General features: G+C 65.1%; 15 protein-coding genes. 14 read left to right on the forward strand and 1 reads right to left on the reverse strand.

All coding sequences use genetic code 11. The features are described from left to right. Window positions 1-13: 13 nt before the first annotated feature. Window positions 14-871, forward strand: coding sequence for a lysophospholipid acyltransferase family protein (locus F6X39_RS05825; protein ID WP_187615921.1), 858 nt, complete (start codon window positions 14-16; stop codon window positions 869-871). A 36-nt stretch (window positions 872-907) separates the two neighbouring features. Here F6X39_RS05825 and F6X39_RS05830 read toward each other — a convergent pair whose 3' ends face one another. Continuing rightward, window positions 908-1,780 (reverse strand): symmetrical bis(5'-nucleosyl)-tetraphosphatase, encoded by an 873-nt coding sequence (locus F6X39_RS05830; protein ID WP_187615922.1) that lies wholly within the window; start codon window positions 1,778-1,780, stop codon window positions 908-910. Between the two features lie 229 nt (window positions 1,781-2,009). Between F6X39_RS05830 and F6X39_RS05835 the strand changes: the two genes are divergently transcribed. The 13 genes from F6X39_RS05835 to F6X39_RS05895 all read left to right on the forward strand — a co-directional run bounded on the left by F6X39_RS05835 (window position 2,010) and on the right by F6X39_RS05895 (window position 16,696). Next, window positions 2,010-2,921 (forward strand): GDP-mannose 4,6-dehydratase, encoded by a 912-nt coding sequence (locus tag F6X39_RS05835; RefSeq protein ID WP_187615923.1) that lies wholly within the window; start codon window positions 2,010-2,012, stop codon window positions 2,919-2,921. Between the two features lie 394 nt (window positions 2,922-3,315). Beyond that, window positions 3,316-4,377 (forward strand): dTDP-glucose 4,6-dehydratase, encoded by a 1,062-nt coding sequence (rfbB, locus tag F6X39_RS05840; protein ID WP_184065108.1) that lies wholly within the window; start codon window positions 3,316-3,318, stop codon window positions 4,375-4,377. A gap of 10 nt (window positions 4,378-4,387) precedes the next feature. After that, window positions 4,388-5,281 (forward strand): glucose-1-phosphate thymidylyltransferase RfbA, encoded by an 894-nt coding sequence (rfbA, locus tag F6X39_RS05845; RefSeq protein WP_187615924.1) that lies wholly within the window; start codon window positions 4,388-4,390, stop codon window positions 5,279-5,281. After that, entirely contained in the window at window positions 5,266-5,817 is a 552-nt protein-coding gene (rfbC, locus tag F6X39_RS05850) for a dTDP-4-dehydrorhamnose 3,5-epimerase (RefSeq protein WP_187615925.1), read from the forward strand. The genes rfbA and rfbC overlap by 16 nt, the downstream gene beginning before the upstream one ends. Before the next feature lie 9 nt (window positions 5,818-5,826). Then, window positions 5,827-6,753 (forward strand): dTDP-4-dehydrorhamnose reductase, encoded by a 927-nt coding sequence (gene rfbD, locus F6X39_RS05855; RefSeq protein ID WP_187615926.1) that lies wholly within the window; start codon window positions 5,827-5,829, stop codon window positions 6,751-6,753. Window positions 6,754-7,038: 285 nt separating this feature from the next. Then, entirely contained in the window at window positions 7,039-8,454 is a 1,416-nt protein-coding gene (locus tag F6X39_RS05860) for a mannose-1-phosphate guanylyltransferase/mannose-6-phosphate isomerase (protein WP_187611851.1), read from the forward strand. A 1-nt stretch (window position 8,455) separates the two neighbouring features. Continuing rightward, window positions 8,456-9,274 carry an ABC transporter permease gene (locus F6X39_RS05865; protein WP_187615927.1) on the forward strand — a complete coding sequence of 273 codons (819 nt, stop codon included), beginning with the start codon at window positions 8,456-8,458 and terminating at the stop codon, window positions 9,272-9,274. Between the two features lie 4 nt (window positions 9,275-9,278). Beyond that, window positions 9,279-10,055, forward strand: coding sequence for an ABC transporter ATP-binding protein (locus F6X39_RS05870; RefSeq protein WP_187615928.1), 777 nt, complete (start codon window positions 9,279-9,281; stop codon window positions 10,053-10,055). A gap of 190 nt (window positions 10,056-10,245) precedes the next feature. Next, a complete protein-coding gene (locus F6X39_RS05875) occupies window positions 10,246-11,628 on the forward strand; it encodes a phenylacetate--CoA ligase family protein (RefSeq protein ID WP_187615929.1) in 1,383 nt (460 codons plus the stop codon). After that, entirely contained in the window at window positions 11,625-13,202 is a 1,578-nt protein-coding gene (locus F6X39_RS05880) for a polysaccharide deacetylase (RefSeq protein ID WP_187615930.1), read from the forward strand. Before F6X39_RS05875 ends, F6X39_RS05880 begins: the two co-directional genes overlap by 4 nt. Next, complete coding sequence (wecB, locus tag F6X39_RS05885; protein WP_187615931.1) at window positions 13,199-14,320, forward strand: non-hydrolyzing UDP-N-acetylglucosamine 2-epimerase; 1,122 nt, start codon at window positions 13,199-13,201, stop codon at window positions 14,318-14,320. Before F6X39_RS05880 ends, wecB begins: the two co-directional genes overlap by 4 nt. Then, a complete protein-coding gene (locus F6X39_RS05890; protein WP_187615932.1) occupies window positions 14,313-15,566 on the forward strand; it encodes a glycosyltransferase in 1,254 nt (417 codons plus the stop codon). Before wecB ends, F6X39_RS05890 begins: the two co-directional genes overlap by 8 nt. Then, complete coding sequence (locus F6X39_RS05895) at window positions 15,563-16,696, forward strand: glycosyltransferase (protein ID WP_187615933.1); 1,134 nt, start codon at window positions 15,563-15,565, stop codon at window positions 16,694-16,696. The genes F6X39_RS05890 and F6X39_RS05895 overlap by 4 nt, the downstream gene beginning before the upstream one ends. The last annotated feature ends 42 nt before the right edge of the window (window positions 16,697-16,738 follow it).

The following is a 16,738-nucleotide window of genomic DNA, read 5'->3' on the forward strand; positions in this document are numbered from 1 at the left end:
GAAAGCTCCGGCCATGAAGCTCGCGTTACGCAAGGTCCGTCTCATCACGCATCTGCTGCACGGCATGTGGACCGTCGCGACGCGCTTTCCGAACGCGAGCGCCGAGCGGCGTCACGCGCTCAATCGCGCGTGGTCGCTGAAGATGCTGCGGCTGTGCGGCATGCGCCTCGTCGTGCATAACGACGCGGTGCGGCTCGATCGTGGCGTGCTCGTCGTCGCCAATCACATCTCGTGGATCGACATCTACGTAATCAACGCGTGGCGGCCGACGCCGTTCGTCTCGAAGGCGGAGATCCGGCAATGGCCGGTGGTCGGATGGCTCGCACAGCAGCTCGATACGGTGTTCATCCAGCGCGAGAAGCGCAGTGACGCGAAGCGCATCATGCACGAACTCGCCGCACGGCTCAGCGCGGGTGAACTGATGTGCGTGTTCCCCGAAGGCACGACGTCGAACGGGCTCGAGTTGCTGCCGTTTCACGCGAACATGTTCCAGGCCGCGGTGTCGGCCGGTGTGCCGGTGCAGCCGCTGTGCATCATGTACGAGGACGCGCAGGGCCGGCAGTCGACGGCACCCGCATATATCGACGACGTGTCGTTGTCCGACTCGCTCGACATGCTGTTGCGTGGCGGTCCGCTGACCGCCCACGTATATGTTGGCGCACCGCTCGCGCCGGACGCGGACCGGCGGGTGCTTGCGGCGCAGGCTCAGCAGGTGGTGGCGAACGCGTTGCGGGACATGCAGGCCGGCAACGCAGTGGCGGGGACGGTCGCGCAAGAGGGCGACGTCGTAGATGCTGCGTCGTCGAGCGACGCCGCTGAGACGGCGGAAACGCTGATCGAGCCCGTCGATCAGCCGCGCCGCTCGGTCTAAGCGGCGGCGCTGCCGGGCAGCGTCGCCGTCTTCTGTTTAGTTGCCCCCGCGCGGCACGCCGCGCGAATCGCAATCGACTTGCGTCAACGTCCGCTCAGCCGGGATTTTCGCGAGCCGTACCGCCGACAGCTTCTGCCCCCACACGCAACCCGAGTCGAGGCCGATCAGGTTGTCGCGCAACATCAGGCCGAGCGCGGCCCAATGTCCGAACACGACGGTCACGTCGGCGGTCTGGCGCGACGGCACGTCGAACCACGGCATGCAGCCGCTCGGCGTGGATGCGAGCGTGCCGCTGCTGCTGAAATCCATCACGCCATCGGCGCTGCAAAAGCGCATGCGCGTCAACGCGCTGCACGTGACGCGCAGACGCTCGATACCCTTCAGGCCCGGCTTCCAGCGGTTCGGTTCATTGCCGTACAAGCCGGCCAGCGTCTCTTTCCAGTTCGGCGCACGCAGCGCGCGTTGCAACTCGTCGGCGAGTTCGAGCGTCAGCGTCGCATCCCATTGCGGCAGCACGCCCGCATGCACCATCAGCATGCCGTTGTCGAAATGCGCGAGCGGGCGGTGGCGTATCCACTCGAGCAGATCGGCGGCATCGGGCGCGGCGAGGATCTCTTCGATCGTGTCGCCTTTCTTCGACTTGCGAATCCCCGCCGACACCGACAGCAGATGCAGATCGTGATTGCCGAGCACCGGCACCGCGCGCTCGCCGAACGCGATCACGTCGCGCAAGGTGTCGAGCGAGTCGGGGCCGCGGTTGATCAGATCGCCGGCGAACCACAGCGGTGTGCCGTCCGGCGGCGCGGCTTTGGCCAGCAGTTGCCGAAACGGCGCGCGGCAGCCTTGCAGATCGCCGAAAGCAAGAGGGACGAGGGGAGCGGAGGTACTGGAAGCGTTGAGGGGTGTCATCGAGGAAATCAAGGCGATTCGATACGCGCGGTGCTGCACGACGCGTGCCACGCAGGGCAGAGCAGCAAGATAGCGTGACATAATAGCCCGTTTGGGGTTCGGGTATCGCGCGATCACGTTGCGGGACGCGGGTGGAAAACCGCCGTAACACGGCACCGCGGCAACCACGCATGGACCGCGCGCGATTCCAATACAACAACAGGATGACTCTCTCGTGAACGAAGCCAGCATGTCGTCTTCCGCGGTGAAGCAATCATTTCGCACGCTCGTCACCGGTGCGAACGGTTTTACCGGCCGCTATCTGGTCGAGAAGCTGACCGGGCGCGGCCATACCGTGATCGAAGCGGTGTCCGGCCGCGACGAGCCCGACACGCTGGCACGCGTCAAACTCGACATCACCTCACCGGAAGACTGCCGGCGCGTGCTCGAAACCGTGCGGCCCGATTTCATCGTGCATCTGGCCGCGATCAGCTTCGTGGGGCACAACGATCCGCTCGACTTTTATCGCGTCAACGTGATCGGCACGCAGAACCTGCTCGAAGCCTGTGTCGCGATTGGCCATGTGCCGCGCAAGCTGCTGATCGCAAGCAGCGCGAACGTGTACGGCAACGTCAGCAGCGCCGCGATCGACGAGAGCTTCCCGCTTATGCCGGTCAATCATTACGCGGCCAGCAAAGCGGCCATGGAAGCGCTGGTGCGCACATGGTTCGACCGCCTGCCGATCCTGATCGTGCGGCCGTTCAACTACACCGGCCGCGGCCAGGCGGTGAACTTCCTCGTGCCGAAGATCGTCAGCCACTTCGCGCGGCGCGCGGCATCGATCGAACTCGGCAATATCGACATCGCGCGCGACTTCTCTGACGTGCGTTATGTGGCGAGCGCGTACGAGGCGTTGCTCGACTCCAATGTCGCCGCCGAAATCGTCAACGTCTGCACCGGCACGCCGTATTCGTTGCGTGAAATCCTCACGACCGCGAGCGAACTCACCGGTCACGACATCGAAGTCCAGGTCAATCCCGCCTTTGTCCGCCAAACGGACGTCAAGATGCTTGCCGGTTCGCCCGCCAAATTGCACTCGCTGGTGCCGGCGGTCGAGTCGATCCCTTTCATCGATACGCTGCGCTGGATGCTCGCGGCCTGAGCGCGCTCGCGCGAGCAACCGCCTGACGGTCTGCACCGAAGGGCCGCGTTTGCGGCCTTTCATGACGCTTTCGCCGTTCTTCTTCGTTTCCCACTCTTTCCGTGCCGCGCCGCACAGTATGTGGCGCACATCATGACAGGCGCCAAAATGCGCGTAATCGCACCGAAAAGCTCCTTTTCACAGACCAACGGCAACGAATTCTGTCAAGCTGTTTCAAGTTGTTAGGGTTCTAGTTTTTGCACTGGGCGGCTTTATAATTGGGGGTTCATAAAATTGGCGTCTGAGTGTGCACTCTCCGGGGAACGCGACGGACGACCAGAGAAACGGACACCACGCGGGGTGAACAGGTCGCAAGCTCTTCGCCGTCTGTCACTAACATCGACAAGGGAATTACATGATCCTGGTAACGGGCGGTGCCGGCTTTATCGGCGCTAATTTCGTGCTCGACTGGCTGAATGCGTCGGACGAAGCGGTGCTCAACGTAGACAAACTGACCTACGCCGGCAACCTGGGCACGCTGAAGTCGCTACAGGGCAATCCCAAACACATTTTCGCGCGCGTCGACATTTGCGATCGCGCCGCGCTCGATACGCTATTGGCCGAGCACAAGCCGCGCGCCGTGCTGCATTTCGCGGCCGAGAGCCATGTGGATCGCTCGATCCACGGTCCGGCCGATTTCGTGCAAACCAACGTCGTCGGCACCTTCACGCTGCTCGAAGCGACGCGCAGCTACTGGAACACGCTGGGCGTTGCGGAGCGCGCCGCGTTTCGCTTCCTGCACGTGTCAACCGACGAAGTGTTCGGCTCGCTGTCGGCAACCGATCCGCAGTTCTCCGAAACTACGCCTTATGCGCCGAATAGCCCCTATTCGGCGACCAAGGCCGGTTCGGATCACCTCGTGCGCGCCTACCACCACACGTACGGCCTGCCGGTGCTGACCACCAACTGCTCGAACAACTACGGCCCGTACCAGTTCCCCGAAAAGCTGATTCCGCTGATGATCGCCAACGCGCTCGGCGGCAAGCCGCTGCCCGTGTATGGCGACGGGCAGAACGTGCGCGACTGGCTGTACGTCGGCGACCACTGCAGCGCGATCCGTGAAGTGCTCGCGCGGGGCACGCCGGGCGAGACGTACAACGTCGGCGGCTGGAACGAGAAGAAGAATCTCGAGGTCGTGCACACGCTGTGCGACCTGCTCGACCAGCAGCGCCCGAAGGCGGCCGGCTCGTATCGCGACCAGATCACCTATGTGAAAGATCGTCCGGGTCACGACCGCCGTTACGCGATCGACGCCCGCAAGCTCGAGCGCGAACTCGGCTGGAAGCCGGCGGAAACGTTCGAGACGGGGCTCGCCAAAACGGTCCAGTGGTATCTCGACAACCAGCAATGGGTCGACGAAGTCGCTTCGGGCGAATACCGGAAGTGGGTCGAGACCAACTACGCGCAGCGCGCGTAAAGGCACGGCAATGGCGCGCAAAGGCATTATTCTCGCGGGCGGCTCGGGCACCCGCCTGTATCCGATCACGCACGTCGTCTCCAAGCAGCTGCTGCCGGTGTACGACAAGCCGATGATCTACTACCCGCTGTCCACGCTGATGGTGGCGGGTATCCGCGACGTGCTGATCATCTCCACGCCGCAGGACACGCCGCGCTTCGAGGCGATGCTCGGTGACGGCAGCCAGTGGGGCATGAACATCCAGTACGCGGTGCAGCCGTCGCCGGATGGACTCGCGCAGGCCTTCATCATCGGCCGCGAGTTCGTGAACAATGATCCGTCGGCGTTGATTCTCGGCGACAACATCTTCTACGGCCACGATCTCGCGAAGCAACTCGAACGCGCCGACGATCAGACCGACGGCGCCACCGTGTTCGCGTATCACGTGCAGGACCCGGAACGCTACGGCGTGGTCGAATTCGACAAGCAGTTCCGCGCGTTGTCGATCGAAGAGAAGCCGGCCAAACCGCGTTCGAACTACGCGGTCACGGGTCTGTACTTCTACGACAAGCAGGTCTGCGATATCGCCGCGGACATCAAGCCGTCGCCGCGCGGCGAGCTCGAGATCACCGACGTGAACTCGCGCTACCTCGCGAACGCGGCGCTCAACGTCGAGATCATGGGCCGCGGTTATGCGTGGCTCGACACCGGCACGCACGATTCGTTGATCGAAGCCGCGACCTTCATCGCAACGCTGCAAAAGCGCCAGGGTCTGGTGGTCGCGTGTCCGGAAGAGATCGCGTACCGGCGGCAGTGGATCGACGGCGAGCAGTTGCTCGCGCTCGCCAAACCGCTCGCGAAAAATGCCTACGGGCAATACCTGCAAAACATTCTCACGGATCACGTCGCATGGCCATCCAGGTAACCGCAACCTCGCTGCCCGAAGTCAAGCTCATCGAGCCGAAGGTGTTCGGCGATGCGCGCGGCTTCTTTTTCGAAAGCTTCAATGCGCTCGAATTCGCCGAGAAGGTCGAGCCGGGCGTCGAGTTCGTGCAGGACAATCATTCGCGTTCGGCGAGAGGCGTGCTGCGCGGTCTGCACTATCAGATCCAGCATGCGCAGGGCAAGCTCGTGCGCGTGGTCGAGGGCGAGGTGTTCGACGTCGCCGTCGACATCCGCAAGAGCTCGCCGAACTTCGGCAAGTGGGTCGGCGTGACGCTGTCGGTCGAGAACCATCGGCAGCTGTGGGTGCCGCCCGGTTTCGCGCACGGCTTCGTCGTGCTGTCGGAGTCCGCGCAGTTCCTCTACAAGACCACGGATTATTGGTTCCCCGAGCACGAGCGCAGCATCGTGTGGAACGATCCGGCGATCGGGATCGAATGGCCGGTCGACTTCGAGCCGCTGCTCGCGGCCAAGGATGCGGCGGGCAAGCGTCTCGCCGACGCCGAAGTCTACGCATAAGGGGATCGCATGAGCGCACACGACGTGAAACGGACGATTCTCGTCACCGGCGTAAATGGCCAGGTCGGCTATGAGCTCGCGCGCACGCTGCAAGGGCTCGGCAACGTGGTCGCGGTCGGCCGCTCGCGGCTCGATCTGTCGAACCTCGATCAGATTCGCGCGGTGGTGCGCGACCTGCGCCCCGCGCTGATCGTCAATCCGGCCGCTTATACGGCGGTGGACAAGGCCGAAGAAGAACGCGACCTGGCAATGCGCATCAACGGCGAAGCACCGGGCGTGCTCGCCGAGGAAGCGAAAAAGCTCGGCGCCGCGCTGATCCACTATTCGACCGACTACGTGTTCAACGGCACGAAAGAAGGCGCGTACGTCGAAGACGATCCAACCGATCCGCAGAACGTCTACGGCCGCAGCAAGCTCGCGGGCGAGCAGGCAATCGCGGCGAGCGGCGTGAATCACCTCGTGTTGCGCACGAGCTGGGTGTACGGCACGCGCGGCAAGAACTTTCTGCTGACGATGTTGCGGCTCGGCGCCGATCGTCCGGAGCTGAAGGTGGTGGCCGACCAGTTCGGCGCGCCCACCTGGTGCAACACGATCGCGACGCTGAGCGCGCATCTGTGCGCGCAGTCCTTCGCCGCCGAAGACGGCGCGAAGTGGTGGGACGAGCGTTCGGGCATCTATCACCTGTGCGCGGGCGACTCGACGTCGTGGCACGGTTTCGCGTCGGCGATCTTTGAACTCGCGGATTTGCCGAACAGGCCGAACACGCTGCCGATTCCGGCCGCGGATTACCCGACGCCCGCGAAGCGCCCAGCCAATTCCAGAATGTCGAACGACAAGCTGGCGCGCGTGTTCGGGCTCGCCGCGCCGCATTGGCGCGACGCGTTGAAGCTGTGTCTGACGGACGGTTTTCCAAAGTCGCCGGCGGCGCGCACCTGAGTCGCGGTTTCGACGCAGGACTCGCGAGCGCCTGTGCGGCGAAAGAAACACTCGCATCGGACGTCCTGCCGCGCACGCCGCTCGCCATGATGCCGTCGTGGACCGGGACCGATCGAAACGATTGTTCCTGACAATGGTGAAAGGGTGCGGCGGTAGAATGTCGCTCGACGCGAGGGCGTTCCAGGCGCGGATTTAACGTTCTATGCGCAGTAGATTGCAAACGTGTGCATCAACCGCGCGCAAGCCAGTATGGCCACGTAAAAAATACGGTATCGAGAGGGAGCTGTGAGTTTGTTACCGATCATTCTGTGCGGCGGAGCGGGATCGCGGCTCTGGCCGGTCTCGCGGGAATCGCACCCGAAGCCGTTCATCCGTCTCGCGGACGGCGAAAGCCTGCTGCAGAAAGCGTTCCTGCGCGCGGTCGCGTTGCCCGGCGTGAAGGAAGTGCTCACGGTAACCAACCGTGAGTTGTTCTTCAAGACCGAAGACGATTTCCGCGAGGTGAACGGCAAGAACGTCGCGACCTCGTTCATTCTCGAACCGTTCGGCCGCAACACGGCCGCGGCGGTTGCCACGGCGGCCTTGCACACGGCGAAGGCGCATGGCGCAGACACCGTGATGCTGGTGCTCGCCGCGGATCACCTGATCGCGGATCAAACCGCGTTCGCCGCGGCGGTCGCGCGTGCGCAGACGCTTGCGCAGGCCGGCAACGTGGTCACCTTCGGCATGCATCCGGATACGCCCGAAACCGGCTACGGCTATATCGAAGCCGATGGCGAGCGGGTCGTGCGCTTCGTCGAGAAGCCGTCACTGGAGAAGGCCCGCGAGTATCTGGCGTCGGGCAAGTTCGTGTGGAACTCGGGCATGTTCTGCTTCACCGCGGGCACGATCCTGAAGGAAATGCGCGAGCATTGTCCCGACATTCTCGATGCCGCGGCCGAATGCATGGACAAGTCGCCGTCCGCCGAAGGCAAGAGCGGCGCGCAGGTGCGTCTCGAGCCGGGCTGCTTCGGCGCGGTGCCGGAGCTGTCGTTCGACTACGCGGTAATGGAGAAGTGCGAGCACGCGGCGGTCGTGTGCTGCAACCTCGGCTGGACCGACGTCGGCTCGTGGACCGCGCTGTCCGACCTGTCGCCGGCCGATGCGAGCGGCAACCGCGTCGAAGGCGAGGCGCTGCTCGTCGACGTGAAGAACTCGTATCTGCGCAGCGACGGGCGCCTGATCGGCGCGGTCGGCGTCGACAACCTGATCGTGATCGACACGCCCGATGCATTGCTCGTCGCGCACCGGGATCGCGCGCAGGACGTGAAGCAGATTTTCGCGGAGCTGAAGTCGCGCGGCCATGAGACGTACAAGGTGCATCGCACCGTGCATCGGCCGTGGGGCACGTACTCGGTGCTCGAAGAGGGGCCGCGCTTCAAGATCAAGCGCATCGAGGTGAAGCCGGGCGCGAGCCTGAGCCTGCAGATGCATCATCACCGCAACGAGCATTGGGTCGTGGTGAGCGGCATGGCGAAGGTCGTCAACGGCGAAAAAGAGTTCTTCGTGTCGACCAACGAGTCGACCTATATCCCGGCGGGTCACAAACATCGCCTCGAAAATCCGGGCGTCGTCGAGCTCGTGATGATCGAAGTGCAAAGCGGCGAATATCTGGGCGAAGACGATATCGTTCGCTTCGAAGACATTTACGGACGTACTTGAGATGGATATCAGTTTTACCAACGACTCGGAAGACCTGACACGTCACAACGAGCGCGACGACCTGCTGGTCGGCATGAAAGCGGTGCGGGTCTGGGGCACGCTCGGCTGGCACGACATCCGGCAGCGTTATCGCCGCTCGGTGCTCGGGCCGTTCTGGTTCACGCTCAGCACGGTCATCATGGTGGTCGTGCTCGGCGCGTTGTACTCGACGCTGCTGCACCAGCAACTCTCCGACTATCTGCCGTATCTGGCGGTGGGTCTCGTCGTGTGGGCGTATCTGGCGTCGGTTGCCAACGAGGGCTGCATGGCCTTTATCGGCTCGGCCTATCTGATCAAGCAGATAAGGTTGCCGCTCACCGTGCACGTGTGCCGCATCGCGTGGCGCAACTTCGTGATCCTGCTGCATAGCCTGCCGGTCGTCGTCGTGCTGCTGTTCGTGTTCGGTCACTGGCAGGGCTGGGAAATCGTGCTGGTGCCGTTCGCGCTCGTGATCCTGCTGCTGCACGGCGTGTGGCTCGGCGTCACGCTCGGCGTGCTGTGCGCACGCTTTCGCGACATTCCGCCGATCGTCACGAACCTGATCCAGGTCGTGTTCTTCTTCACGCCGGTCATGTGGTCGCCGGAAATCCTGAAGGACCGCGCGTGGGTCGCCGAATACAACCCGCTCTATCACCTGATCGAAACGGTGCGCGCGCCGCTCACCGGCCGCCCGACCCACTGGGAGTCGTGGGCGTGGTCGATTGGTCTCCTGATCGTCGGCTTTGCGTTCGCGCAGATCCTGATGAAGCGTTTCCGTAATCGCGTTCCTTACTGGCTTTGATATTGTGAGTTCTTCATCGATTGTCGCTCGTAACATCTCCGTCGAATTTCCGATTTACGAGAACTCGCATCGCTCGCTGAAAAAGGCGGTGCTCAATTTGACGACGGGCGGCCGGATCGGCCAGGACGCGGGTCGCCATGCGATCGTCCGCGCGATCGACGACCTGAGCTTCACCTTCAGCGAAGGCGAGCGCGTCGGCCTGATCGGCCACAACGGCTCGGGCAAGACGACGCTGTTGCGCACGCTGTCGGGCGTCTATGCGCCGGTGCGCGGCGAGCTGAAGGTGCGGGGCAAGATCGCGTCGCTGCTCGACGTGTCGATGGGCCTCGACCCCGACGCGACCGGCTTCGAAAACATCTATCTGCGCGGCATTCTCGACGGGCTGAAGCCCGCGCGCATCCGCAGCAAGATCGACGAGATCGCCGACTTCAGCGAACTGGGCGATTACCTGAATCTGCCGGTGCGCACCTATTCGAGCGGGATGATGCTGCGCCTCGCGTTCGCGATCTCGACGAGCGTCGAAGCCGACATCCTGATCATGGACGAATGGCTGAGCGTCGGCGACGCCGAGTTCAGCGTGAAGGCGGCCGAGCGTCTGGAAGGTCTCGTCGGCAAGGCGGCGCTGCTGGTGGTGGCGTCGCACGATCCGTCGCTGGTCGCGCGCGTGTGCAGCCGCAAGATCTCGATGGAGCACGGCAAGATGGTCGCCGACGAACCCGTGCTGCCGTCGGAAAAATCCGACGAGCCGCTCATCAGCCACACCGCGCAGTTGCCGCACTGAGCACGCCGGCGCGCGAGCTGCGCGGCGCATGCTGAGCCTGCCGCATGTGCGCCGACGCGCGAGCTGCGAGCGCGACGGCGGCAGGCAAATCCATCGGCTCATCGGCTAAACCGCGCCCCGGCGCAAGCCAGTCCCGCAGTTCAGCAACACCCTCGTGGCCAATCCCGAGGCGTAACAAGGTTCGAATTTGATGCGAGCTAATCACCCATTTCTGCGCTACTCCGAATCCCTGCTGGTGCGTCAGCCGTTTCGCACGCTGAAGGGTTTCGCGGGCGGCTATATCGCGTATCCGATTGCGGAGAACGCCGAAAAGCGCAACGTGCGCCCGAAAATCCGCGAGCTGCGCGAGCACTATTCGCTGCCGATGCCGCATCGCCGCCGCATCGCGCTCGAACGGCTCGTCGCCACGCTCGAATTCGCCGGCGCGAAGGTGCCTTACTATCGCGACCTGTTCCAGGCGAAGCAGTTCGATCCCGCCAAGGTCAGGAACGACCCGCGCTACCTCGAAGAACTGCCGTATCTGACCAAGGACATCATCCGCGAGCAGGGTCCGCGTCTCCTGTCGGGACCGCTCGAGGCTGGCAAGCACCACGCGTGCAAGACTGGCGGCTCGACCGGCCTCTCCACGACGATTTACTACGACCAGGAAGGCGCCGATTATTCGTCGGCGGTCACCAACTATTGCCGCGAGCGGATCGGCAAGCTGCGCCATCGCTCGGAGTTGCACTTCGCGTGCCGTTTCCCGGATCAGCTCGTGCCCGAGTGGCCGTCGCGCGAAGACTTCAAATGCTTCGCGATGAATCGCAGCAATGTCTTCTTCGACCGCATCGACGATCACGGCCTCGAGGAAATGTGGCGCACGCTGAAGCGCCGCCGCCCGTATCTCGCGCACTCGCATCCGTCGACGATGTACGCGCTCGCCTGCTATGTCGAGCGCAAGTACGGCGGCGGCAACGCGTTCCAGGTGTTCGAGTCGAGCGGCGAGCTGCTCGAGCCGCATGCGCGCGAGATGATCGCGAAGGCGTTGCGCTGCCGCGTGATCGACCGCTACGGCCTCGCCGAGCTCGGTGTGATGGCCTATGAGCTCGACGGTCACGAAGGCGGCTTCCAGATCCTCGAATCGGAAGGCTGGCCGGAAAGCCGCGTCGCGCCGGACAACCCCGACGGCGCGCACGAGCTCGTGTTCACCGGGTTCCGCAACCGGCTGATGCCGTTGATCCGCTACACGACCGGCGACCTCGCGCGCGTGCAGGAGACGGAGAAGGGCTTCTTCCTGACCGACGTGGTCGGCCGGATTCACGACGTCGTGCCGATCAACGGCGTCGCGCATCCGACGCACCACATCCAGGACATGCTCGATCACCGCGTCGGCGGCATCCAGGAATTCCAGATCGATCTGCGCACGGCGCCGCCCACTTTGCGCATCGTGCTCGAACCGCACGCGAACGCGGAGGACACCACCGCGAAGCTGCGCCACTTCTGGCAGGACGCGTTCACGATCGCCTACGTCGGCCACGACGATTTCGTGCGCGTGGGCAGTCGCGCCAAATTCCGTCACGTGGTGAGCGCATGATCGGCGTCGCGTATCCCGACGCCCGCGCCGACGCTGGCCAATACGTGCTGGCGGCGCTGCGGCGCTCGGTCAGCGCGACCCAGGCCCAGGCGATCGCGCGCAACATGCTGCACGAGAGCGCGCCCGACGTCGTGGTCGCGGTCGACGCGCCCGATGCGTGGAGCGCCGACCTGATCGCGTTCGTGCAGGCGCGGCCGCGCAAGCTGATCGTGTTCGGCCATATGCCGATCGCGCTCGCGGACTATCTGCGTTATCGGCCCGCGGCGTTGCCCGCCGACCTCTCGCAAGCGAGCCGCAGTGCAACGGCGCCTTCGGGCGAGTCGCGCGAAAGCGCGGCGGCGGTGCGCTACGGCGCGCTCGCGCAGACACTCGGCGGCGCGCCATGGCATCGCCCGTTCGAGCGCTTCGATTTCACCGACGAATGGAACAACCTCGGCTACGGCGCGATTCGCGCCGACGGCTCGATCTGGGCGCTCGCGCAGGCGCCCGAAGTTCCGGCCGAAGTGGAGCTGGCCGCGGTCGTCGTGAACGGCGAGCGACAGTTCGCGTACGCGGCGCTGTGGGATGCGGGCGCATCGGCCGTGCTGTGGTTCAACCGGCCGGTCGGCCCGTGCGATTCGTTCGAATGGCGCCTCGTCGAGCAGTTTCTGTCGCGCTACCGCGCTGATGCGCTGCCATGTCAGCCGGTGCTGAGCGAACTCCCGTGGGGTTACGACGCGGCGATCACGTCGCGGCTCGATTGCGACGAGGACGTCGAATCGGCGCGCCCGTTGTGGCACGCGTACCGGCGTCTCGGCGTGCCGTTCACGCTCGCCGTGCATACGCAGAACCTGCAACGCGGCGGCCAGCACGACATCCTGCGCGAACTGCTTGCCGACCGGCAGCAGGGCGCGGTGCTGTCGCACACGGCGACGCACTCGCCGAACTGGGGCGGCAGCTACGACACCGCGATCGCGGAAGGCGTGCAATCGGCCGAACTGCTCGAACGAGCGACCGGCGTGCCGGTGCGCTACGCGGTGTCGCCGTTTCACCAGTCGCCGCCGTACGCGATGCGCGGCCTGATCGACGCGGGCTACGCGGGCTGCATCGGCGGCATCATCCGCAACGATCCGGAGTTTCTGAGCGCACGCGGCGGCGCGTTGGCCGGCTTGCCGGCGGGCTTCGTCGGTCACAGCCAACAGTGCATGCTGCACGGCGACTGCATGCTGAAAGAGGGCGATCCGCTCGCGATCTTCAAGCAGGCCTTCGACACCGCGTACGCGACCAACACGCTGTTCGGCTATCTCGACCATCCGTTCTCCGAGCGCTACGCGTACGGCTGGTCCGACGAGGCGGCGCGCATCGACGCGCACGAGCAGTTGATCGCCTACATGCGCGGCAAGGCCCAACGGCCGCTGTTCCTGCACGAGGAAGCCGCGCTCGATTTCCTGCGCTTGCGCTCGCTCGCGCAGATCGTCGAACACGACGGCGCCTTTCGCGTCGTCACGCCCTTCGCCGACACGACGCCGTTCGCGCTCGGCGTCGAGTTCCGGGGCGCTCATACCAAGGTCGAGACGGGGAAAGCACTGCAATGAAAGTCATGGTGGTGATGGGCACGCGGCCCGAGGTCATCAAGCTCGCACCGCTCGTGCGAGCGCTGCGCAGCGAGTTCGACACGATCGTCTGCGCGAGCGGGCAGCACAGGGACATGGCTGCGCAGGCGCTCGAATTCTTCGGCATCGAACCGGACATCACGCTCGAAACGATGCACCCGGGTCAATCGCTGAACGCGCTCGCGTCGCGCCTGATCGCCGCGCTCGATCGCGCGCTCGACGAAACACGTCCCGATTGGGTGATCGTGCAGGGCGACACGACGACCGCGTTCTGTGCGGGCTTCGCGGCGTTCCAGCGCGGCATCCGCGTCGGCCACGTCGAGGCGGGGCTGCGCACCGGCGATCTGGCGAGTCCGTTTCCCGAGGAAGCGAACCGCAGCCTGCTCGGCCGCATCGCGACGCTGCATTTCGCGCCGACCTCGCGCGCGCGCGACAGCCTGCTCAGCGAAGGCGTCGCGCCAGAGAAGATCGTCGTGACCGGCAACACGGTCGTCGATGCGATCGGCGAAGTGCGCGCGAGCTGGAGCGTCACGCCGCCGGCGAGTCCGCTGCCCGCATGGCATGGCGCGCAGCAGCAGCACGTGCTCGTCACGTGCCATCGGCGCGAGAATTTCGGCGACGTGCTGCAGGACATCTGCCGCGTGCTGCGCGACCTGTGTCAGCGCTATAGCGATTACCGCTGGGTGTTCCCCGTGCATCTGAACCCGGCCGTGCGCGGGCCCGTGCATCGCGAGCTCGACGGCATCCCGAACCTCGCGCTGATCGAGCCGGTCGACTATCCGACGAGCCTTTATCTGATCAGCGGCAGCGCCGTCGTGGTCAGCGATTCGGGCGGCATCCAGGAAGAAGCGCCAACCTTCGGCGTGCCGGTCGTCGTGATGCGCAATCACACCGAGCGCCGCGAAGGCGTCGACGCCGGTTTCGCGACGCTCGCGGGCCAGAGCGCGGCGAGCATCGAAAGCGCGGTGATCGGCTGGCTCGACGATCCCGCGCGGCGCGCGGCGCTGCGCGATCGCGCGAATCCGTACGGCGACGGACTGGCCTCACGACGCATCGTTGACAGCCTGCGCGGCCGACCGGTCGAGGTGTTCGTTGGCTGACGGCACGAACCCCGTGCTTGCCCCGCAAGACTGCGTGCTGTTTTCGACCGCCGACTGGGACGAGCCGTACTGGACCAACAAGCAGCACACGGCGAGCATCCTCGCCGCGCGCGGCTGGCGGATTCTGTATGTGGAAAGCGTTGGCTTCCGCTCGCCGAAAGTGGCGAGCGGCCGCGACTGGTCGCGCCTGTGGCGACGTCTGTGGCGCGGCGTGCAGTCGCTCGTGCTCGGCCCGCCGCGCCGCGCCGACAACATCTGGGTGCTGTCGCCGCTGATGGTGCCGGCCGGGCATCATCTGCCGTTCGTGCGCTCGCTGAATCAGGCGATGCTGCGTTTTTCGGTGAACCGCTTCGCGAGGTCGCATCGCTACGTCAAGCCGGTCGTGTGGACGTACCACCCGTACATGCTCGATGCGATCGCGACGCTGCCGCGCGGGACCCTGGTCTACCACTGCGTCGACGATATTGCGGCGATTCCGGGCGTCGACGTCGACGCGTTCCGCAATGCCCAGCAGGACCTGCTCGGGCGCTGCGAGGCGGTATTCACGACTGCGCAGTCGCTGAAGGACGTGTGCCTGCCGTTTAACCCCAATACGCATTTCTTCGGCAACGTCGTCGATGAAGCGCACTTCGGCGCGGCGTGCGCGGACGGCCCACTGCCCGCCGAGCTCGCCGCGATCGACGAGCCGCGGCTCGTGTATCACGGCGTGCTGTCGGACTTCAAGGTCGATCTGCCGTTGCTGCTGCAAACCGCGCAGGCGCGGCCGCAGTGGCAATGGGTGATCATCGGCGAGGAGCGCGAAGGGCAGCGCAGCGACCTGCTCGCGCAGCTCAAGCGTCTGCCGAACGTGCATCTGCTCGGCTACCGGCCGTATCGCGTGCTGCCGCAGTATTTGCGCGGCATGCGGGTCGGTGTGTTGCCGACGCTGATCAACGAATACACGCACTCGATGTTTCCGATGAAGTTCTACGAATATCTCGCGGCCGGTCTGCCGGTCGTATCGACGCCGCTCGATTTCGCGAAGGAACCGCGCGCGGGGCTCGAAGTGGGCAGCGATGCCGACGCGTTCATCGCGGCGATCGAGAAACAGCTTGCACGCGGCAAGCTGAGCGTGGAGGAAGCGCGCGCGGCGGTTGGCGAGAACACGTGGGAAGCGCGGCTGGACAAGATGCTGGCGATCACCTTCCACTTCCCGCAGGCGGGCGGCGGCGGCGCGCGGCCACACGGCGCTGAGGTGCGCACGTGAGGGTCGTTCATGTGTACCGCACGTACTTCCCGGACCCGCCCGGCGGCCTGCAGGAAGCGATCCGCCAGATTGCGCTAGCGACGCGCGAGCGCGGCGTCGAACCGCGCATTCTGACGCTGTCGCCGAGCCCGACGCCGACCGTCGTCGAACGCCCGGAAGGGCAGGTGATCCGCGAGAAATCGTGGGCGGCGCCGGCATCGTGCGATCTCGGCGGGCCGTGCTCGGTGATCAGGTATCGCGAGCTGGCCGACTGGGCCGACGTCGTGCATTTCCACTTTCCGTGGCCGTTCGCCGACGTATTGCATCTGCTCGGACGCACCAGCAAACCGACGGTGATGACTTACCACTCCGACATCGTGCGGCAGAAGCTGCTCGGCGCCGTCTATGGACCGCTGATGCGGCGCACGCTGCGCAGCATGTCCGCGGTGGTCGCGACGTCGGCCGCCTATGCGCGGACCAGTGAGACGCTTGCCGCGTGCGTGTCGAAGGAGCGTTTGAAGACGATTCCGCTCGGCATCATTGACTATCGCGACGAGCCGCAGCCGCTCGATGCGCAGCGCAAGCTCGAGAGCCGGCTCGGCCTGGCGGCGGGCGAGCCGTATTTTCTGGCGCTCGGCGTGTTGCGCTACTACAAGGGACTGCATACGCTCGTCGAGGCCGCCCGGCAGGTGCAGGCGAAAATCGTCATCGCTGGCTCGGGGCCGGAGCGCGAGCGGCTCGCCGCCTTGGCGCGGCAGCATGGCGCGACCAACGTCGTGTTTGCCGGGCAGGTCACGCATGAGGAAAAGGTTGCGCTGCTCGAGGGCTGTCGCGCGATGGTGCTGCCCTCGCATTTGCGCTCCGAAGCGTTCGGGATGGTGCTGGTCGAAGCCGCGATGTTCGGCAAACCGATGGTGTGCTGTGAGGTGGGGTCGGGGACCTCGTTCGTCAACGAGGATGGGGTGACGGGGTTTGTCGTGCCGCCCGAGGCGCCCGAACCGCTGATCGCCGCGATTAACCGGCTGGCGCTGGATGAAGCACTGGCGCGCGGCATGGGAGCGGCGGCGCGGGAACGGTATGAGCGGTTGTTTTCGGGGCCAGCGTTGGGAAGCGCTTACGAAGCGCTATATCGGCAGGTAGTGGCCGTCTGACGCCGGGTAGTTGTTCCCTCGAACTCCCTTGAGTCGCGGAAG

This window comes from Paraburkholderia sp. UCT2, from assembly GCF_014397665.1.
Classification (GTDB): Bacteria; Pseudomonadota; Gammaproteobacteria; order Burkholderiales; family Burkholderiaceae; genus Paraburkholderia; species Paraburkholderia tuberum.

Excerpts from the sequence above, each read along its gene's own strand:
- F6X39_RS05825 (WP_187615921.1), top strand. The coding sequence starts at position 14 with ATGAAGCTCGCGTTACGCAAGGTCCGTCTCATCACGCATCTGCTGCAC.
- wecB (WP_187615931.1), top strand. The coding sequence starts at position 13,199 with ATGAAAGTCATGGTGGTGATGGGCACGCGGCCCGAGGTCATCAAGCTC.
- F6X39_RS05880 (WP_187615930.1), top strand. The coding sequence starts at position 11,625 with ATGATCGGCGTCGCGTATCCCGACGCCCGCGCCGACGCTGGCCAATAC.
- rfbC (WP_187615925.1), top strand. The coding sequence starts at position 5,266 with ATGGCCATCCAGGTAACCGCAACCTCGCTGCCCGAAGTCAAGCTCATC.
- F6X39_RS05835 (WP_187615923.1), top strand. The coding sequence starts at position 2,010 with ATGTCGTCTTCCGCGGTGAAGCAATCATTTCGCACGCTCGTCACCGGT.
- rfbD (WP_187615926.1), top strand. The coding sequence starts at position 5,827 with ATGAGCGCACACGACGTGAAACGGACGATTCTCGTCACCGGCGTAAAT.
- F6X39_RS05830 (WP_187615922.1), bottom strand. The coding sequence starts at position 1,780 with ATGACACCCCTCAACGCTTCCAGTACCTCCGCTCCCCTCGTCCCTCTT.
- F6X39_RS05865 (WP_187615927.1), top strand. The coding sequence starts at position 8,456 with ATGGATATCAGTTTTACCAACGACTCGGAAGACCTGACACGTCACAAC.
- F6X39_RS05875 (WP_187615929.1), top strand. The coding sequence starts at position 10,246 with ATGCGAGCTAATCACCCATTTCTGCGCTACTCCGAATCCCTGCTGGTG.
- rfbA (WP_187615924.1), top strand. The coding sequence starts at position 4,388 with ATGGCGCGCAAAGGCATTATTCTCGCGGGCGGCTCGGGCACCCGCCTG.
- rfbB (WP_184065108.1), top strand. The coding sequence starts at position 3,316 with ATGATCCTGGTAACGGGCGGTGCCGGCTTTATCGGCGCTAATTTCGTG.